Below are 15,551 nucleotides of genomic sequence, written 5' to 3'. Positions count from 1 at the left end.
CGATGACGTCGTTCAACTCCGGGGCCCAACCCCAGAACCGTGCGCCTCAATCCATCGGCTTTTTGCTGCTGGACAATTTCACGCTGATTTCCCTGGCGTCCGCAGTCGAACCGCTGCGCATGGCCAACCAATTGTCCGGCCGCGAGCTGTATCGCTGGACCACCTTGAGCGTCGACGGCAACCAGGTATGGGCCAGCGATGGCCTGCAAATCACCCCCGATTGCTCCATGCACAAAGCCCCAGCCCTGGACACCGTGATTGTTTGCGGTGGCGTGGGTATCCAGCGCACCGTGACCCGCGAACATGTGTCGTGGCTGCAAAGCCAGGCGCGCCAGTCCCGTCGCCTCGGCGCGGTGTGCACCGGTAGCTGGGCCCTGGCCTGCGCCGGCCTGCTCGACGGGTTTGATTGCAGCGTGCACTGGGAATGCCTGGCATCGATGCAGGAAGCCTTCCCACGGGTGTCGATGAGCACGCGCTTGTTTACCCTCGACCGCAATCGCTTCACCAGTTCGGGCGGCACCGCGCCGCTGGACATGATGCTGCACCTGATCAGCCGCGACCACGGTCGTGAGCTGTCGGCGGCGATTTCCGAGATGTTCGTGTACGAGCGCATCCGCAACGAACAGGATCACCAGCGTGTGCCGCTCAAGCACATGCTCGGCACCAACCAGCCGAAGCTGCAGGAAATTGTCGCGCTGATGGAAGCCAACCTGGAGGAGCCGATCGACCTCGATGAACTGGCCGTGTACGTCGCCGTCTCGCGGCGTCAGCTGGAGCGGCTGTTCCAGAAATACCTGCACTGCTCGCCGTCGCGCTACTACCTCAAGCTGCGCCTGATTCGTGCGCGGCAGTTGCTCAAGCAAACGCCGATGTCGATCATCGAAGTGGCCTCGGTGTGCGGGTTTGTGTCCACGCCGCACTTCTCCAAGTGCTACCGCGAATACTTCGGCATTCCGCCACGGGATGAACGCGTAGGTTCCAACACCACCCAGCAAGTGGCGATGATGCCGATCCCGCAGGCGTTGGTGTTGTCACCGTTGGCCGGGCCGATGTCGGCGTTGAGCCAGGCGCGCAATGAGTCGACGTTTGCCAGTGTAAGGCTGTAGACCAGGGCGTCTGCATCGCAGGCAAGTCGAATCGTCGCACCGCAGCTCCCACATTTTGATGTGTGAACACCTTCAAATGTGGGAGCTGGCTTGCCTGCGATAGCGGTGTATCAGGCCCCGGAGTTCTGCTTGAACTGCACCAGGGCCGGCAACAACTGCTTATCAATCGCCTGGCGCACCGCCGGCAGAATCGTCGCGCTGCCGGTGTACATCTGCTCAACCATGCCCTTGAGCGCCTTGGCCCGCGCTTCACTCAAGCCGCGTACCGCGCATTCACAGGCCTGCTCGGCGGTGGCGCCGCTGGACACCTCGAAACCCAGGGAGCGCAGTTGGCTCAACAGGTCATCCTGATCAATCAAATCCGCGTGCATCATGATGTTCATCCTGGTTAAGAAAGACTTCGATCAGGTTTGATTCTGGTGGGCCGCCAGCGGGTCGGCAAGGCCTGAATGCTGCAATGGCTGGGACGACTATGAACAGGTCGTTTTCGGGCCAGTTACCGGGCAGCGTTGCGGGCACACTTAGGTTCAAGCAAGCGGTTTGACGGTTTGGTCACCCTCGGGACGCACGCTCACACAAAGCACTCTGCCTCGATCTTGTCACGGCTTGATCGGGGCTTTTTTATGCCTGCTTTTTTGTAGGAGCGAGCTTGCTCGCGAAAAACTCAAGGACGCCGCGTCTAACCAGGCAGCGCGCGTTATCGTTGACGTTCTTCGCGAGCAAGCTCGCTCCTACAAGGTTAGCGTTGGGGCAGGCCGATGACGCGCCCGAGCAGGGCAGGCCGGGGCAGGTCTGCTTGCTCGGCACTGAGCATCGCCAACCGCTGCGCAACCGCCTCGCTGAACGGTGCCGAGCGTGGCCCGGTCAGGTCGACATGCAGCAGCATCTGTTCATTGCCTGCCAGTTCCCGTGCTTCGCCGACCCGATGCAGGCTGTGATAGAGATGCAGGCGCTTGCTGTCATGGGCGATCAGTTGGGTATGCACTTCAACATCGGCGCCCAGCTTCACTTCGTGCAGGTAATTGAGGTGCAGTTCCAGGGTGAACAACGAATGGCCGCTGGCTTCGCGGTTGTCGCTGTCCAGGCCCAGGGTGTCCATCAACGCATCGGTGGCGTAGCTGAAGATCAGCAGGTAGAACGCATCGCGCAGATGGCCGTTGTAATCGACCCAGTCGGGGATGATTTTGGTGGTGTAGGTGGTCAACGTTGGCATGTCATGAATCCCTGATCCGTACTCGGTCAACTGTGGGAGCTGGCTTGCCTGCGATGGCGATTTTGGATTCACCCCCGCTATCGCAGGCAAGCCAGCTCCCACAGGAATCAACAGCAGTTATTCAGTGAAGCTCATGCCGTGTTTGGCCTTGGTGGTCTTCACCGCTTCCAGTACCGCCAGCAAACAATCATCACGATAGCGCTCCAGCGCTGAAATGCTATGGCTGCCCAACTGCTCGCGGGTGCCATCGACCACATCATCAATCAGTTTGTCCGTCAGTTCCGGTGCCGGCAGGTATGTCCACGGCAGTTGCAGTGCCGGGCCGAATTGCGCCATGAAATGCCGCATGCCGGCATCGCCGCCGGCCAGGGTGTAGGTCAGGAACGTGCCCATGAACGACCAGCGCAAACCGGCGCCAAAGCGGATCGCATCGTCGATCTCGCCGGTGGTCGCCACACCGTCGTTGACCAGGTGCAGCGCCTCGCGCCACAGCGCTTCGAGCAAGCGGTCGGCGATAAACCCCGGCACTTCCTTGCGCACATGCAAGGGGCGCATGCCGAGGGACTCGTAGACTTTGATGGCTGCCTGGATTGCTTCGGGTGCGGTGTGTTTGCCGCCCACAACTTCTACCAGCGGCAGCAGGTATACCGGGTTGAACGGGTGACCGACCACGCAGCGCTGCGGGTGGGTGGCGCTCTCATAAAACTCACTGGGCAGCAGGCCCGAGGTGCTGGAACCGATTAGCGCGTCGGGCTTGGCCGCCGCACTGATCTTGCTGTGCAACTCCAGTTTCAGCTCCAGGCGTTCCGGGGCGCTTTCCTGGATGAAGTCGGCGTCTTGCACGCATTCTTCGATGGTCGCGACAAACCGCAGGCGGTCCTGGCTGGCGCCCGGTGCCAGGCCCTGTTTTTCCAGGGCGTCCCAGGCATTGGCGACACGTTTGCGCAAAGCCGCTTCGGCCCCGGGCGCAGGGTCCCAGGCCACCACATCCAGGCCGTGGGCGAGGGCGCGGGCCACCCAGCCACTGCCGATGACACCGCTGCCCAGGGCGGCGAAGGTTTTGATCTCGGTGATAAAGCTCATTTGGGTAATTTCCAGTGCTAAAGAGGTTCATTGTGAGAGCTGGCTTGCCTGCGATAGCGGTGGGTCAGTGCCATATGTATCAACTGATGCACCGCTATCGCAGGCAAGCCAGCTCCTACATTTTTGAGCGGGTTGCGGCAGGGGGATCAGCTGCGTTTGGTCAGGCCCATTTTTATGCGGCCTTCTGCCGGGGTCAGCACTCGCGCGCCCAGGCGGCTGAGGATTTCCCCAGCGCGCTCCACCAGTTGCCCATTGGTCGCCAGTACACCCTTGTCCAACCACAGGTTGTCTTCCAGCCCGACCCGCACATTGCCGCCCAGCAGCACGGCTTGCGCCGCCATCGGCATCTGCATGCGCCCAATCCCGAAGCCGGCCCACACCGCATCAACCGGCAGGTTGTCGACCATGGCCTTCATGGTGGTGGTGTCGGCCGGGGCGCCCCAGGGGATGCCCAGGCACAGCTGGAACAACGGGTTGTCGAGCAGGCCTTCCTTGATCATCTGCTTGGCGAACCACAGGTGGCCGGTATCGAAAATCTCCAGCTCGGCCTTCACCCCCAGTTCCTGGATACGCTTGGCGCCCGCCCGCAACTGGGCCGGGGTGGAGACGTAAATGGTGTCGCCATCGCCGAAGTTCAGGGTGCCGCAGTCCAGGGTGCAGATTTCCGGCAGCAGTTCTTCGACGTGGGCCAGGCGGGTCAACGGGCCGACCAGGTCGGTGTTGGGGCCGAACTCCATGGGGTTCTCGCCGCCACCGATTTCCAGGTCGCCACCCATGCCGGCGGTGAGGTTGACGATGATGTCGATATCCGCCTCGCGGATGCGCTCCATCACTTCGCGGTACAACGCTACGTCGCGGCTGAATTTGCCGGTTTGCGGGTCGCGCACATGGCAGTGCACCACGGTGGCGCCGGCTTTGGCAGCCTCCACCGCCGCCGCGGCGATTTGCTTGGGCGTGACCGGCACGTGTGGGCTTCTGGCGGTCGTGTCGCCAGCACCGGTGAGTGCGCAGGTGATGATGACGTCGTGGTTCATGGGGCGGGTTCCTTACAGGCGTGAGGGTGCTGTTCGCGGCCGTTGATGGCCGCGAAACGGAGATTCAGGAGAAGTTACTTGCTGGTCAATTGCAGGTTGGCGGCCGCCGGCTTGCCATCGAAGGTCGTCACGCCTTCCAGCCAGCGCTGCTGGTCCTGGGGGTGATCCTTGAGCCACTGTTTGGCGGATTCCAAGGCATCCTTGTGCTCCAGCAGCGGCTGCATCATCCGGCTCTCGTCGGCGGCGGTGAAGGTCAGGTTGGTCAGCAACTTATGCACATTCGGGCACTGCTCGGCGTAGGTCGGCGTGGTGACGGTCCAGACCGTGGCCATGCCTTCGTTGGGGCCCAGGGCGTCCTCGCTGCCCGACAGATAGGTCATCTGCACATTGACGTTCATCGGGTGCGGCGCCCAGCCGAAGAACACCACCGCCTCCTTGCGGCGCACGGCGCGGTCCACGGCGGCGAGCATGCCGGCCTCGCTGGACTCCACCAGCTGGAACTTGCCCAGGCCGAACTGGTTCTTGGCAATCATCGCCTTGATCTGGGTGTTGGCCCCCGAGCCCGGCTCGATCCCGTAGATCTTGCCGCCCAGTTCTTTGTGGAACTTGGCGATGTCGGCGAAGGTTTTCAGGCCCTTGTCGGCCAGGTAGGTCGGCACTGCGAGGGTGGCGCGGGCGTCCTTGAGGCTGGGCGTGTCGAGGACTTTCACTTGGCCGGCGTCGACGAACGGGGTGATGGTCTGGGTCATCAACGGGTTCCAGTAGCCGAGGAACAGGTCCAGGCGCTGGTCGCGAATGCCGGAGAAGATGATTTGCTGGGAGGCACTGGTTTGCTTGGTGGTGTAGCCGAGGCCGTCGAGCAGCACCTGGGTCATGGCGCTGGTGGCGATCACGTCGGTCCAGTTCACTACACCCATGCGCACGTTTTTACAGGAGGCGGCATCGGCGGCCCACAGGCTGGTGCTCAGGACGGCGCTGAGCGCGAGCACGCAGCGGCTGATCAGTCGGTTCATGATGGATCCCTCGGCAGGTCGTTATTGTGGGTTCCGGCGTCTTTGTGCACCGTGTCGCCAAGTTACCCACCTTGATGCCCGGTAAAACGCACGGCGGCGACCCGATCTTGCACTGTGGCGACCTGTGCCCTTGAATGGGCGTTGGAACTGACGTATCACAGTGACCACGCTACCCGTCCCACGAGTGCGCACCATGTCCCAGGATTTCTACTTTCTGCTGATGCCGGGGTTTTCCGCCATCGGCTTTATCTCTGCCATCGAACCGCTGCGCGTGGCCAACCGTTTTCGCGGCGAGCTGTATCGCTGGCACGTATTGAGTGCGGATGGCGGCGCGGTGCTGGCGAGCAATGGCATGTCCGTCAACGCGGACGAGGGGCTGGCGCCACTGAAAAAGGGCGCGACTTTGCTGGTGGTCGCCGGCTTCGAACCGCTGGAATTCGTCACGCCAGCCCTGGAGCACTGGCTGCGCCGCCTCGATCATGACGGCGTGACCCTGGGCGCCATCGACACCGGCAGCTTCGTCCTGGCCCAGGCCGGCCTGCTCGATGGCTACCGTCTGACCCTGCACTGGGAAGCCATCGATGCCTTCAAGGAGTCCTATCCCGCGCTGGCCGTGACCCAGGAACTGTTCGAAATCGACCGTCGGCGCATCACCTGCGCCGGTGGCACCGCCTCCATCGACTTGATGCTTGACCTGATCAGCCAGGCCCACGGCCCGGAACTGGCGATCCAGGTCTCCGAACAGTTTGTGCTGGGCCGCATCCGCCCGCGCAAAGACCACCAGCGCATGCAGATTGCCACTCGCTACGGGATCAACAACCAGAAGCTGGTGCAGGTGATCGGCGAGATGGAACAACACACCGAACCGCCCCTGAGCACCCTGGCGCTGGCGCAGATGATCAAGGTCACACGGCGCCAACTGGAGCGCCTGTTTCGCCTGCACCTGAACGAAACACCGAGCACCTTCTACCTCGGCCTGCGCCTGGAAAAAGCCCGCAAACTGCTGCGCCAGAGCGGCATGAGCGTGCTGGAAGTGAGCATTGCCTGCGGGTTTGAGTCACCGTCGTACTTCACCCGAAGCTACCGGGCGCGGTTTGCCAAGTGCCCGCGGGAAGATCGGCGGCGGTAGGGCATACGCCGACACAAAATGTGGGAGCGGGCTTGCCTGCGATAGCCATGAGTATCTACACAACTCTCTGATACTTCTGGGCTCTGGGTTTTGGGCTGATGTAGGGGGCATATCCATTGCTGCGGTAACGGCGGCCATGGGTTCCGCTTTTACAGCGGCTCACTTTTGAACAGCGCAAAAGTAAGCAAAACGCTCTTGCCCCACCACTCGGTGCCTCGCCTAGGCTCGGCATGCCCGCAGTCAGGCATTGCTCCGTGGGCCCGCCGCGATCGGCCATCCATGGCCGTGTCGCGGCTACCCCGGCATCCTGCCGGGGTGCCCACTGCGCAATACCTGCCTGCGGCCATCGTGGTTTAACGGGGCGCCTAAGATCAAAAGCCAGATCAACAGCAACGCCAGAGCGCGAAGCTGCATTCCCCTGTGGGAGCGGGCTTGCTCGCGAATGCGGTGGGTCAGTGATGGATATATTGACTGATACACCGCATTCGCGAGCAAGCCCGCTCCCACAGGGGTACGCGCACGATTCGACGATCAGGTCGGCTGTCAGGCCGCCTCGCTCTGCTTGTGATTTTGATCTTAGGCGCCCCGTTAAACCACGCTGGCCGTCATCCGATATTGATTTTGGGAGTAAACCGGCAGGACGCCGGTTTAGCCGCGCTGGGCCATGGATGGCCCATCGCGGCGACCCCCAAAATCAATGTCGGATGACGGGCACACCGAGCCTAGGCGAGGTGCCGAGTGGTGGGGCAAGAGCGTTTTGCTTACTTTTGCGCTGTTCAAAAGTGAGCCGCCGTAAGGGCGGAACCCATACCCGCCGCGACCGCGGCAACGGATATGTACACATACCCAGAAGAGCGAGTTGTGTAGATACTCATGGCTATCGCAGGCAAGCCAGCTCCCACATTGGATGTATGGGGTGGCTTATTTTTTTACCAACGCCGAGCACGCGGTTTTAAAGGCTTCATGCTGATATTTGTTCAGCGTCGCCGGCAGTTCGAAGTTGTGCTTCTTGTACTGCGCATTGATGGTCTGCGGCGACAGCAGGGTCACTTCAACGCCGTCCAGCAACTGCAACACGCCTTCGATCTTGAAGGTGGTCGGGCCGCCGGCGAATTCGCCTTTCTTGCTGCGCTTCTTGATCGCGATGCGGGTGATGCCGTTATCGCGCACAAACGCGGCCACTTGGCTGGCGAAGGCTTTGACGTTGGCGGCCTCGTCATCGTCCTCAAGGGCGATTTTCTTGGTGGCCATGGTGACGTGGGTCAGGTCCGGGGCGGCAACGGCGATGATGGCTTCGCTGCCTTTGATTTCGATGCCGCACAGAGTCATGGGTAGCCTTGGTTCAGAGGAAAGGATGCGCGCGATTGTCGCTTATTCCTGGCCAATCGACTCCAAAAACTCCGACCGCTCATCACTCATCCGCGCCAGGCAGTCATTCTGCGCGATGGCGTAGGCCTTGGTGCCGGTCACTGCCGGGAAGGTGTCCACCGCGCAATCGGCATCCCGCAGTTTTTCCCACTTCTGCTGGGCATCCTTCAGACGAGCGGTAATGTCCGCCAGTTTGGTCTTGTCGCTGCCGTAGGTAGAACCCATGCGTTCCAGCAGGCCTTGATAGTTGTCTTTCAACAACTGCTCGGCGGTGGTTTTGTTGTAGGAGGCGCATTCCAGGGTCTGTTTGTCGTTTTCGATGCCATCACACGGGGTGCTGTCGGTGTCTTCGGCCGCGTGGACGCCAGTGGCGAGGAGTGCCAAAGCCAGGAAAATCGGTTTCATTGCGCCTTCTCATATCGGTGGATGGGTCGAATTCTGGCTCAAGCGTAGGCCAAAGAACAGATGCACGACAGACACGTCCGTGCACCCTTTGTCGTGGATTGACGCTTTCGGCAATTCCCCTGTCGTTTTTGCACCCGGCTCGCTCAGTCCCTGGGCATATGCTGGCCCCAAAGCGCCGGCAGACGATTCGGCGCATGAATCGCCAATAAGGGGACGCCTGATGAGCCCAGCCGAACTGCACGCCGACAGCATCGTTATCGACGGGCTGATCATTGCCAAGTGGAACCGCGACCTGTTCGAGGACATGCGCAAGGGTGGCCTGACGGCCGCCAACTGCACGGTGTCGGTGTGGGAAGGCTTTCAGGCCACGATCAATAACATCGTGGCCAGCCAGACCCTGATCCGCGAGAACAGCGACCTGGTGATCCCGGTGAAAACCACCGCCGATATCCGCCGCGCCAAGGAGCAGGGCAAGACCGGCATCATCTTCGGCTTCCAGAATGCCCACGCGTTTGAAGACCAACTCGGCTACGTCGAGATCTTCAAGCAGCTCGGCGTCGGCGTGGTGCAGATGTGCTACAACACCCAGAACCTGGTGGGCACCGGCTGCTATGAGCGCGACGGAGGCCTGTCGGGCTTCGGGCGCGAAATCGTCGGTGAGATGAACCGTGTCGGCGTCATGTGCGACCTGTCCCATGTCGGCTCCAAGACCAGCGAAGAAGTCATCCTCGAATCGAAAAAACCGGTGTGCTACTCCCACTGCCTGCCGTCCGGCCTGAAAGAGCACCCGCGCAACAAGTCCGATGAAGAACTCAAGTTCATTGCCGACCACGGTGGTTTTGTCGGCGTGACCATGTTTGCGCCATTCCTGGCCAAGGGCATCGATTCGACCATCGACGACTACGCCGAAGCCATCGAATACACCATGAACATTGTCGGCGAAGACGCCATCGGCATCGGTACCGACTTCACCCAGGGCCATGGCCAGGATTTCTTCGAAATGCTGACCCATGACAAGGGCTACGCCCGCCGCCTGACCAGCTTCGGCAAGATCATCAACCCGCTGGGCATCCGCACCGTGGGCGAGTTCCCCAACCTGACCGAGACCCTGCTCAAGCGCGGCCACAGCGAGCGCGTAGTACGCAAGATCATGGGCGAGAACTGGGTCAACGTGTTGAAAGACGTCTGGGGCGAATAAGCCACCGTTTTTTCTCCCCCGGCCATTCGTGCCGGGGCATTACCAAGAATTTTCTGGAGTTAAGTTTCCATGGCCAAGATCGCCCCGCAATTGCCAATCGAAGTCGACAGCGAAACCGGTGTCTGGACCTCCGACGCCTTGCCGATGCTGTACGTACCGCGTCATTTCTTCGTCAACAACCACATGGGCATCGAAGAGGTGCTGGGCGCTGATGCCTACGCCGAAATCCTCTACAAGGCCGGCTACAAATCCGCCTGGCACTGGTGTGAAAAAGAAGCCGAATGCCACGGCCTGGAAGGCGTCGCGGTGTTCGAGCACTACATGAAGCGCCTGTCGCAGCGCGGTTGGGGCCTGTTCAAGATCCAGGACATCGACCTGGATAAAGGCACCGCCAGCGTCAAGCTCGAACACTCGGCATTCGTCTACGTGTACGGCAAGGTCGGGCGCAAGGTCGACTACATGTTCACCGGCTGGTTTGCCGGCGCCATGGACCAGATTCTGCAGGCGCGCGGCAGCAATATTCGCACCGTCGCCGAACAAGTCTACGGAGGCTCCGAAGAGGGCCATGACGACGGTCTGTTCACCGTCAAGCCGTTGTAAGCCGAGGACCGTGCCATGGCTTTCGAAGCAATGTTTGCGCCGATCCAGATCGGCAAACTGACCATCCGCAACCGCGTGCTCAGTACCGCCCACGCCGAGGTGTATGCCACCGACGGCGGGATGACCACCGACCGCTATGTGAAGTATTACGAAGAGAAAGCCAAGGGCGGCATTGGCCTGGCGATCTGTGGCGGCTCCTCGGTGGTGGCGATCGACAGCCCGCAGGAGTGGTGGAGTTCGGTGAACCTGTCCACCGACCGCATCATCCCGCACTTCCAGAACCTGGCTGACGCGATGCATAAGCATGGCGCCAAGATCATGATCCAGATTACCCACATGGGTCGTCGCTCGCGTTGGGACGGCTTCAACTGGCCGACCCTGATGTCGCCGTCGGGGGTGCGCGAGCCGGTGCACCGTGCGACGTGCAAGACCATCGAGCCGGAAGAAATCTGGCGGGTGATCGGCAACTACGCCAGCGCTGCAGGCCGGGCCAAGGCCGGTGGCCTGGATGGCGTGGAGCTGTCGGCGGTGCACCAGCACATGATCGACCAGTTCTGGAGCCCGCGGGTCAACAAACGGACCGATGAATGGGGCGGCAGCTTCGAAAACCGTATGCGTTTCGGCCTCGAAGTGCTCAAGGCAGTGCGTGCGGAAGTCGGCCCGGATTTTTGCGTGGGCATCCGTTTGTGCGGGGATGAATTCCATCCGGACGGCCTGTCCCACGAGGACATGAAGCAGATCGCCAAGTACTACGACGACACCGGCATGCTCGACTTTATCGGGGTGGTCGGCTCGGGGTGCGACACCCACAACACCCTGGCCAACGTGATTCCGAACATGAGTTACCCACCGGAGCCGTTCCTGCACTTGGCGGCCGGGATCAAGGAAGTGGTCAAGTCCCCGGTGCTGCACGCGCAGAACATCAAGGACCCGAACCAGGCCACGCGCATCCTCGAAGGCGGCTACGTGGACATGGTCGGCATGACCCGTGCGCACATGGCCGACCCGCACCTGATCGCCAAGATCAAGATGGGCCAGATCGACCAGATCAAACAGTGCGTCGGCGCCAACTATTGCATCGACCGCCAGTACCAGGGCCTGGATGTACTGTGCATCCAGAACGCCGCGACCTCCCGGGAATACATGGGTGTGCCGCACATCATCGAGAAATCCACCGGCCCCAAGCGCAAAGTGGTAGTGGTCGGTGCCGGCCCGGCCGGGATGGAGGCCGCTCGGGTTGCTGCCGAACGCGGCCACGATGTGACCCTGTTCGAGAAAAAAGACTTTATCGGTGGGCAGATCACCACCGCCTCCAAGGCGCCGCAGCGCGACCAGATTGCCGGTATCACCCGTTGGTTCCAACTGGAACTGGCACGGCTCAATGTCGACCTGCGCCTGGGCGTGGCGGCGGATGCCGCAACCATCCTCGACCTGCGTCCCGATGTGGTGGTGCTGGCGGTGGGCGGGCATCCGTTCATCGAGCAGAACGAACACTGGGGCGCGGCAGAAGGCCTGGTGGTCAGCAGTTGGGATGTGCTCGACGGCAAGGTGGCGCCGGGCAAGAACGTGCTGGTGTACGACACCATCTGCGAATTCACCGGCATGTCCGTGGCCGACTTTCTGGCCGACAAGGGTTGCCAGGTCGAGATCGTCACCGACGACATCAAGCCCGGCGTGGCCATCGGCGGTACGTCATTCCCGACTTACTACCGCAGCATGTACCCCAAGGAAGTGATCATGACCGGCGACATGATGCTGGAGAAGGTCTACCGCGAGGGCGACAAGCTGATAGCCGTGCTGGAGAACGAATACACCGGCGCCAAGGAAGAGCGGGTGGTGGACCAGGTGGTGGTGGAAAACGGCGTGCGCCCGGATGAAGAAATCTACTACGCCCTCAAGCAAGGGGCGCGCAACAAGGGGCAGATGGACGTCGAAGCGTTGTTCGCGATCAAGCCGCAACCGTGCCTGAGCGAACCGGGGGAAGGGTACTTGCTGTTCCGCATCGGTGACTGTGTGGCCCAGCGCAATACCCACGCCGCGATCTATGACGCCCTGCGTTTGTGCAAGGATTTCTGACCCAACACCGAACCAATGTGGACTCGGTCAAAAATGTGGGAGCGGGCTTGCTCGCGAAAGCGGTGTGTCAGTCGATACATCCGGTGGCTGATGCACCGCCTTCGCGAGCAAGCCCGCTCCCACATTAGAGCTGTGTGGTCTGTGGGAGCTTCACCATGTTGAACACCCTTCTTCCGATTCTCCTGTTTGCAGCCCTGGGCCTCGCTGTCCTCGGCGCTCTGCGCCGGGTGAACATGTGGCGCCGTGGCCGTGCCGCCAAGGTCGACCTGCTGGGCGGGCTGCTGGCCATGCCCAAGCGCTACATGGTCGACCTGCACCACGTGGTTGCCCGCGACAAATACATCGCCAATACCCACGTGGCCACGGCCCTGGGCTTTGTGTTGTCGGCGTTGCTGGCAATTCTGGTGCACGGTTTCGGCCTGCACAATCGCATCCTCGGCTACGCCTTGCTGCTGGCCTCGGTGCTGATGTTTGTCGGCGCCACCTTCGTCTACCTGCGCCGGCGCAACCCACCCGCGCGCCTGTCCAAGGGGCCCTGGATGCGCCTGCCGAAAAGCCTGATGGCGTTCTCGGTAAGTTTCTTTCTGGTGACCTTGCCGGTGGCCGGGATCCTGCCTGCCGACTTCGGTGGCTGGCTGCTGGCCGCGCTGCTCGGTGTGGGTGTGCTGTGGGGCGTGTCGGAGATGTTCTTCGGCATGACCTGGGGCGGGCCGATGAAGCATGCGTTTGCCGGTGCCCTGCACCTGGCCTGGCACCGCCGCGCCGAACGTTTTGGGGGTGGCCGTTCCACCGGCTTGAAGCCGTTGGACCTGAGTGACAAAAGCGCGCCCCTGGGCGTGGAAAAACCCAAGGACTTCACCTGGAACCAACTGCTCGGTTTCGACGCCTGCGTGCAGTGCGGCAAGTGCGAAGCCGCGTGCCCTGCATTCGCCGCCGGCCAGCCGCTGAACCCGAAAAAACTGATCCAGGACATGGTGGTCGGCCTGGCCGGTGGCACCGATGCCAAGTTCGCCGGCAGCCCGTATCCGGGCAAGGCCATTGGCGAGCACAGCGGCAACCCGCACCAACCGATCGTCAACGGCCTGGTGGACGCCGAGACCTTGTGGTCGTGCACCACCTGCCGTGCCTGCGTCGAAGAATGCCCGATGATGATCGAGCACGTGGATGCCATCGTCGATATGCGCCGCCACTTGACCCTGGAAAAAGGCGCGACGCCGAACAAGGGCGCCGAAGTCCTGGAGAACCTGATCGCCACCGACAACCCTGGCGGTTTTGCCCCGGGCGGGCGGATGAACTGGGCGGCGGACTTGAACCTGCCGCTGCTCGGCGACAAGAAGACAACTGACGTACTGTTCTGGGTTGGCGATGGTGCCTTCGACATGCGTAACCAGCGGACCTTGCGCGCCTTCGTCAAAGTGCTGAAGGCAGCCAAGGTCGATTTCGCCGTGCTGGGCCTGGAAGAGCGCGACAGTGGCGACGTGGCCCGGCGCCTGGGGGATGAGGCGACGTTCCAGCTGCTGGCCGCACGCAATATCCAGACCCTGGCCAAGTACAGTTTCCAGCGCATCGTGACCTGTGACCCTCACAGTTTCCACGTGCTGAAAAACGAATATGGCGCCTTCGACGGCCATTACCTGGTGCAGCACCACAGCACCTACATGGCCGAGCTGATCGACGCCGGCGCGCTGAACCTGGGCCAGCACAAAGGCAACAGCGTGACCTATCACGACCCGTGCTACCTGGGCCGTTACAACGGCGAGTACGAGGCACCGCGCCACGTGCTGCGGGCGCTGGGGATCGAGGTCAAGGAGATGCAGCGTTCGGGCTTCCGTTCCCGTTGCTGTGGCGGCGGGGGCGGCGCGCCGATCACCGATATTCCCGGCAAGCAGCGCATCCCCGACATGCGCATGGAAGACATCCGCGAGACCGGCGCCGAGCTGGTGGCCGTCGGTTGTCCACAGTGCACGGCGATGCTCGAAGGGGTGGTCGAGCCACGCCCCCTGATCAAAGACATTGCCGAACTGGTGGCGGATGCCCTGCTCGAAGAGCCTGCACCGGCCAAGACCCCGAATTTGCGTGAACCTGCGGAGGTGCATTGATGAGCGACATTATCCGCCGCGACCCACGGGCCGAATGGATCGCCCGCAACCGCCTGCACCCGCTGCATGCGGCAATGCAACCGGAGCAGCACAGTTGGATGGGGCCTAACGGCATCATCCGCAAGAATGTGCACGGCATGGGTTTTATCGGCCCCAACGGCATCAAGCGTATCGACCGCAGCGGCGCCCAGCAGGGTGGCGCCACCAAGCGCACGGCAGCGGTGCAAGTGCAGTTGCCGCTGCACCAGGTGCCAGCCCCGGCGTTCTACATCAACGTGGTGCCGGATATGGTCGGCGGCCGCCTGAGCAGCCACGACCGCGACTTGCTGGGCCTGGCGCGGCAACTCGCCGGCAGCGACGGCGCGGTGCTGGCGGTGGTGTTTGGCGAGCACAAGGAAAGCGCGTTCGACACGGCCGGCGTGGACCGCCTGCTGGTGTTGGACGGCCGTGAATTCGACGGTTATTCACCGGAGCAACGGGTCCATGGCCTGCGGGCTGTGGATAACCAGTTCAGCCCGCGTCACTGGCTGCTGCCCGACAGCCGCAGTGGCGGTGGCGAACTGGGGCGGCGCTTTGCCGCGAGCCTCAAGGAACGCCCGGCCACCCGGGTCTGGCAGATCAAGGGCGGCGAGTGTATCGGCCGTGCCGGTGCGGGCCGGGAGGACCTGGCGCGAGCGCTGCCAAGGCTGATCCTGGCCGCGGTGGAATGTGCCGATCCCGTCAGCGATACGCGCCATGAAGTGTTGCCGGTGGAGTTATCCACAGCGCTGGCGCGCAGCTTGCCGCGTATCGAGGATCTGGGCGCGGTGGCGGTGGACCCGGGCGCGATTACCATGGCCGAGGCCGAGTTTATTTTCTCGGGTGGCAACGGGGTCAAGGACTGGGAGCTGTTCCACCAGACCGCTGCCGCCCTGGGGGCTACCGAAGGTGCGTCGCGGGTGGCCGTGGACGATGGCTTCATGGCACGGGACCGGCAGGTTGGCGCCAGTGGTATCTGGGTCACCGCACGGGTGTATGTGGCCGTGGGGATCTCCGGGGCGATCCAGCACCTGCAAGGCATTGGTGCCTGCGACAAAGTTGTGGCGATCAACCTCGATCCTGGTTGCGACATGATCAAGCGCGCCGACCTGTCGGTGATCGGTGACAGCGGCGAAATTCTCCGGGCCTTGATCGCAGCGGTCCAGGCCCACCGCAACGGCGCCAAGCGCGATGCGGCTTAAGCAAAGG

14 protein-coding genes are annotated in these 15,551 nt (G+C 62.2%); 7 read left to right on the top strand and 7 right to left on the bottom strand.

Features of this window, described 5'->3' with window-relative positions; translation table 11 throughout:
* Positions 1-2 precede the first annotated feature (2 nt).
* Complete coding sequence (locus HKK57_RS06930; RefSeq protein ID WP_029300670.1) at positions 3-1,106, top strand: GlxA family transcriptional regulator; 1,104 nt, start codon at positions 3-5, stop codon at positions 1,104-1,106.
* A gap of 110 nt (positions 1,107-1,216) precedes the next feature.
* Here the strand turns inward: HKK57_RS06930 and HKK57_RS06925 are convergent, their stop codons facing one another.
* From HKK57_RS06925 to HKK57_RS06905, 5 genes are all read right to left on the bottom strand, one after another.
* Complete coding sequence (locus tag HKK57_RS06925) at positions 1,217-1,480, bottom strand: hypothetical protein (protein ID WP_029300669.1); 264 nt, start codon at positions 1,478-1,480, stop codon at positions 1,217-1,219.
* A gap of 365 nt (positions 1,481-1,845) precedes the next feature.
* Complete coding sequence (locus HKK57_RS06920; protein WP_169389969.1) at positions 1,846-2,319, bottom strand: thioesterase family protein; 474 nt, start codon at positions 2,317-2,319, stop codon at positions 1,846-1,848.
* A 117-nt stretch (positions 2,320-2,436) separates the two neighbouring features.
* Positions 2,437-3,402, bottom strand: a complete 966-nt coding sequence (locus tag HKK57_RS06915) for an L-carnitine dehydrogenase (RefSeq protein WP_029300666.1) — start codon at positions 3,400-3,402, stop codon at positions 2,437-2,439.
* Between the two features lie 146 nt (positions 3,403-3,548).
* Positions 3,549-4,436 (bottom strand): 3-keto-5-aminohexanoate cleavage protein, encoded by an 888-nt coding sequence (locus tag HKK57_RS06910; protein WP_169389968.1) that lies wholly within the window; start codon positions 4,434-4,436, stop codon positions 3,549-3,551.
* 74 nt (positions 4,437-4,510) lie between these two features.
* On the bottom strand, positions 4,511-5,449 hold the full coding sequence (locus HKK57_RS06905; RefSeq protein WP_029300664.1) for a choline ABC transporter substrate-binding protein: 939 nt from the start codon (positions 5,447-5,449) through the stop codon (positions 4,511-4,513).
* A gap of 193 nt (positions 5,450-5,642) precedes the next feature.
* Here HKK57_RS06905 and HKK57_RS06900 point away from each other — a divergent pair, with 193 nt between their 5' ends.
* Positions 5,643-6,578, top strand: coding sequence for a GlxA family transcriptional regulator (locus HKK57_RS06900; protein ID WP_029300663.1), 936 nt, complete (start codon positions 5,643-5,645; stop codon positions 6,576-6,578).
* A 921-nt stretch (positions 6,579-7,499) separates the two neighbouring features.
* Here HKK57_RS06900 and HKK57_RS06895 read toward each other — a convergent pair.
* Together HKK57_RS06895 and HKK57_RS06890 are read right to left on the bottom strand one after the other, a co-directional pair.
* Positions 7,500-7,907, bottom strand: coding sequence for a DUF3010 family protein (locus HKK57_RS06895; RefSeq protein WP_104911054.1), 408 nt, complete (start codon positions 7,905-7,907; stop codon positions 7,500-7,502).
* Positions 7,908-7,949: 42 nt separating this feature from the next.
* Positions 7,950-8,351: a lysozyme inhibitor LprI family protein gene (locus HKK57_RS06890; RefSeq protein WP_029296999.1), complete on the bottom strand. Its 402-nt coding sequence runs from the start codon at positions 8,349-8,351 to the stop codon at positions 7,950-7,952.
* A 220-nt stretch (positions 8,352-8,571) separates the two neighbouring features.
* Here HKK57_RS06890 and HKK57_RS06885 point away from each other — a divergent pair, with 220 nt between their 5' ends.
* From HKK57_RS06885 to etfA, 5 genes are all read left to right on the top strand, one after another.
* On the top strand, positions 8,572-9,549 hold the full coding sequence (locus HKK57_RS06885) for a dipeptidase (RefSeq protein ID WP_169389967.1): 978 nt from the start codon (positions 8,572-8,574) through the stop codon (positions 9,547-9,549).
* 69 nt (positions 9,550-9,618) lie between these two features.
* Positions 9,619-10,149 (top strand): DUF5943 domain-containing protein, encoded by a 531-nt coding sequence (locus HKK57_RS06880; protein ID WP_003194877.1) that lies wholly within the window; start codon positions 9,619-9,621, stop codon positions 10,147-10,149.
* A gap of 15 nt (positions 10,150-10,164) precedes the next feature.
* Positions 10,165-12,225 carry a dimethylglycine demethylation protein DgcA gene (gene dgcA / locus HKK57_RS06875; RefSeq protein ID WP_029296994.1) on the top strand — a complete coding sequence of 687 codons (2,061 nt, stop codon included), beginning with the start codon at positions 10,165-10,167 and terminating at the stop codon, positions 12,223-12,225.
* Positions 12,226-12,380: 155 nt separating this feature from the next.
* The gene (dgcB, locus tag HKK57_RS06870) at positions 12,381-14,324 is read left to right on the top strand and encodes a dimethylglycine demethylation protein DgcB (RefSeq protein WP_169389966.1); all 1,944 of its coding nucleotides are present in this window, start codon (positions 12,381-12,383) and stop codon (positions 14,322-14,324) included.
* The gene (gene etfA, locus HKK57_RS06865; protein WP_169389965.1) at positions 14,324-15,544 is read left to right on the top strand and encodes an electron transfer flavoprotein subunit alpha; all 1,221 of its coding nucleotides are present in this window, start codon (positions 14,324-14,326) and stop codon (positions 15,542-15,544) included. Before dgcB ends, etfA begins: the two co-directional genes overlap by 1 nt.
* Positions 15,545-15,551: the final 7 nt, after the last annotated feature.

Origin of the sequence: Pseudomonas sp. ADAK21 (assembly GCF_012935735.1) — a bacterium.
GTDB lineage: Bacteria > Pseudomonadota > Gammaproteobacteria > Pseudomonadales > Pseudomonadaceae > Aquipseudomonas > Aquipseudomonas proteolytica.
This window is presented reverse-complemented; position numbering and strand designations above follow the sequence as displayed.

What these genes read in the sequence shown, in the direction of transcription:
- HKK57_RS06930 (WP_029300670.1), top strand. Translation starts at nt 3, where the DNA reads ATGACGTCGTTCAACTCCGGGGCCCAACCCCAGAACCGTGCGCCTCAA.
- HKK57_RS06925 (WP_029300669.1), bottom strand. Translation starts at nt 1,480, where the DNA reads ATGATGCACGCGGATTTGATTGATCAGGATGACCTGTTGAGCCAACTG.
- HKK57_RS06920 (WP_169389969.1), bottom strand. Translation starts at nt 2,319, where the DNA reads ATGCCAACGTTGACCACCTACACCACCAAAATCATCCCCGACTGGGTC.
- HKK57_RS06915 (WP_029300666.1), bottom strand. Translation starts at nt 3,402, where the DNA reads ATGAGCTTTATCACCGAGATCAAAACCTTCGCCGCCCTGGGCAGCGGT.
- HKK57_RS06910 (WP_169389968.1), bottom strand. Translation starts at nt 4,436, where the DNA reads ATGAACCACGACGTCATCATCACCTGCGCACTCACCGGTGCTGGCGAC.
- HKK57_RS06905 (WP_029300664.1), bottom strand. Translation starts at nt 5,449, where the DNA reads ATGAACCGACTGATCAGCCGCTGCGTGCTCGCGCTCAGCGCCGTCCTG.
- HKK57_RS06900 (WP_029300663.1), top strand. Translation starts at nt 5,643, where the DNA reads ATGTCCCAGGATTTCTACTTTCTGCTGATGCCGGGGTTTTCCGCCATC.
- HKK57_RS06895 (WP_104911054.1), bottom strand. Translation starts at nt 7,907, where the DNA reads ATGACTCTGTGCGGCATCGAAATCAAAGGCAGCGAAGCCATCATCGCC.
- HKK57_RS06890 (WP_029296999.1), bottom strand. Translation starts at nt 8,351, where the DNA reads ATGAAACCGATTTTCCTGGCTTTGGCACTCCTCGCCACTGGCGTCCAC.
- HKK57_RS06885 (WP_169389967.1), top strand. Translation starts at nt 8,572, where the DNA reads ATGAGCCCAGCCGAACTGCACGCCGACAGCATCGTTATCGACGGGCTG.
- HKK57_RS06880 (WP_003194877.1), top strand. Translation starts at nt 9,619, where the DNA reads ATGGCCAAGATCGCCCCGCAATTGCCAATCGAAGTCGACAGCGAAACC.
- dgcA (WP_029296994.1), top strand. Translation starts at nt 10,165, where the DNA reads ATGGCTTTCGAAGCAATGTTTGCGCCGATCCAGATCGGCAAACTGACC.
- dgcB (WP_169389966.1), top strand. Translation starts at nt 12,381, where the DNA reads ATGTTGAACACCCTTCTTCCGATTCTCCTGTTTGCAGCCCTGGGCCTC.
- etfA (WP_169389965.1), top strand. Translation starts at nt 14,324, where the DNA reads ATGAGCGACATTATCCGCCGCGACCCACGGGCCGAATGGATCGCCCGC.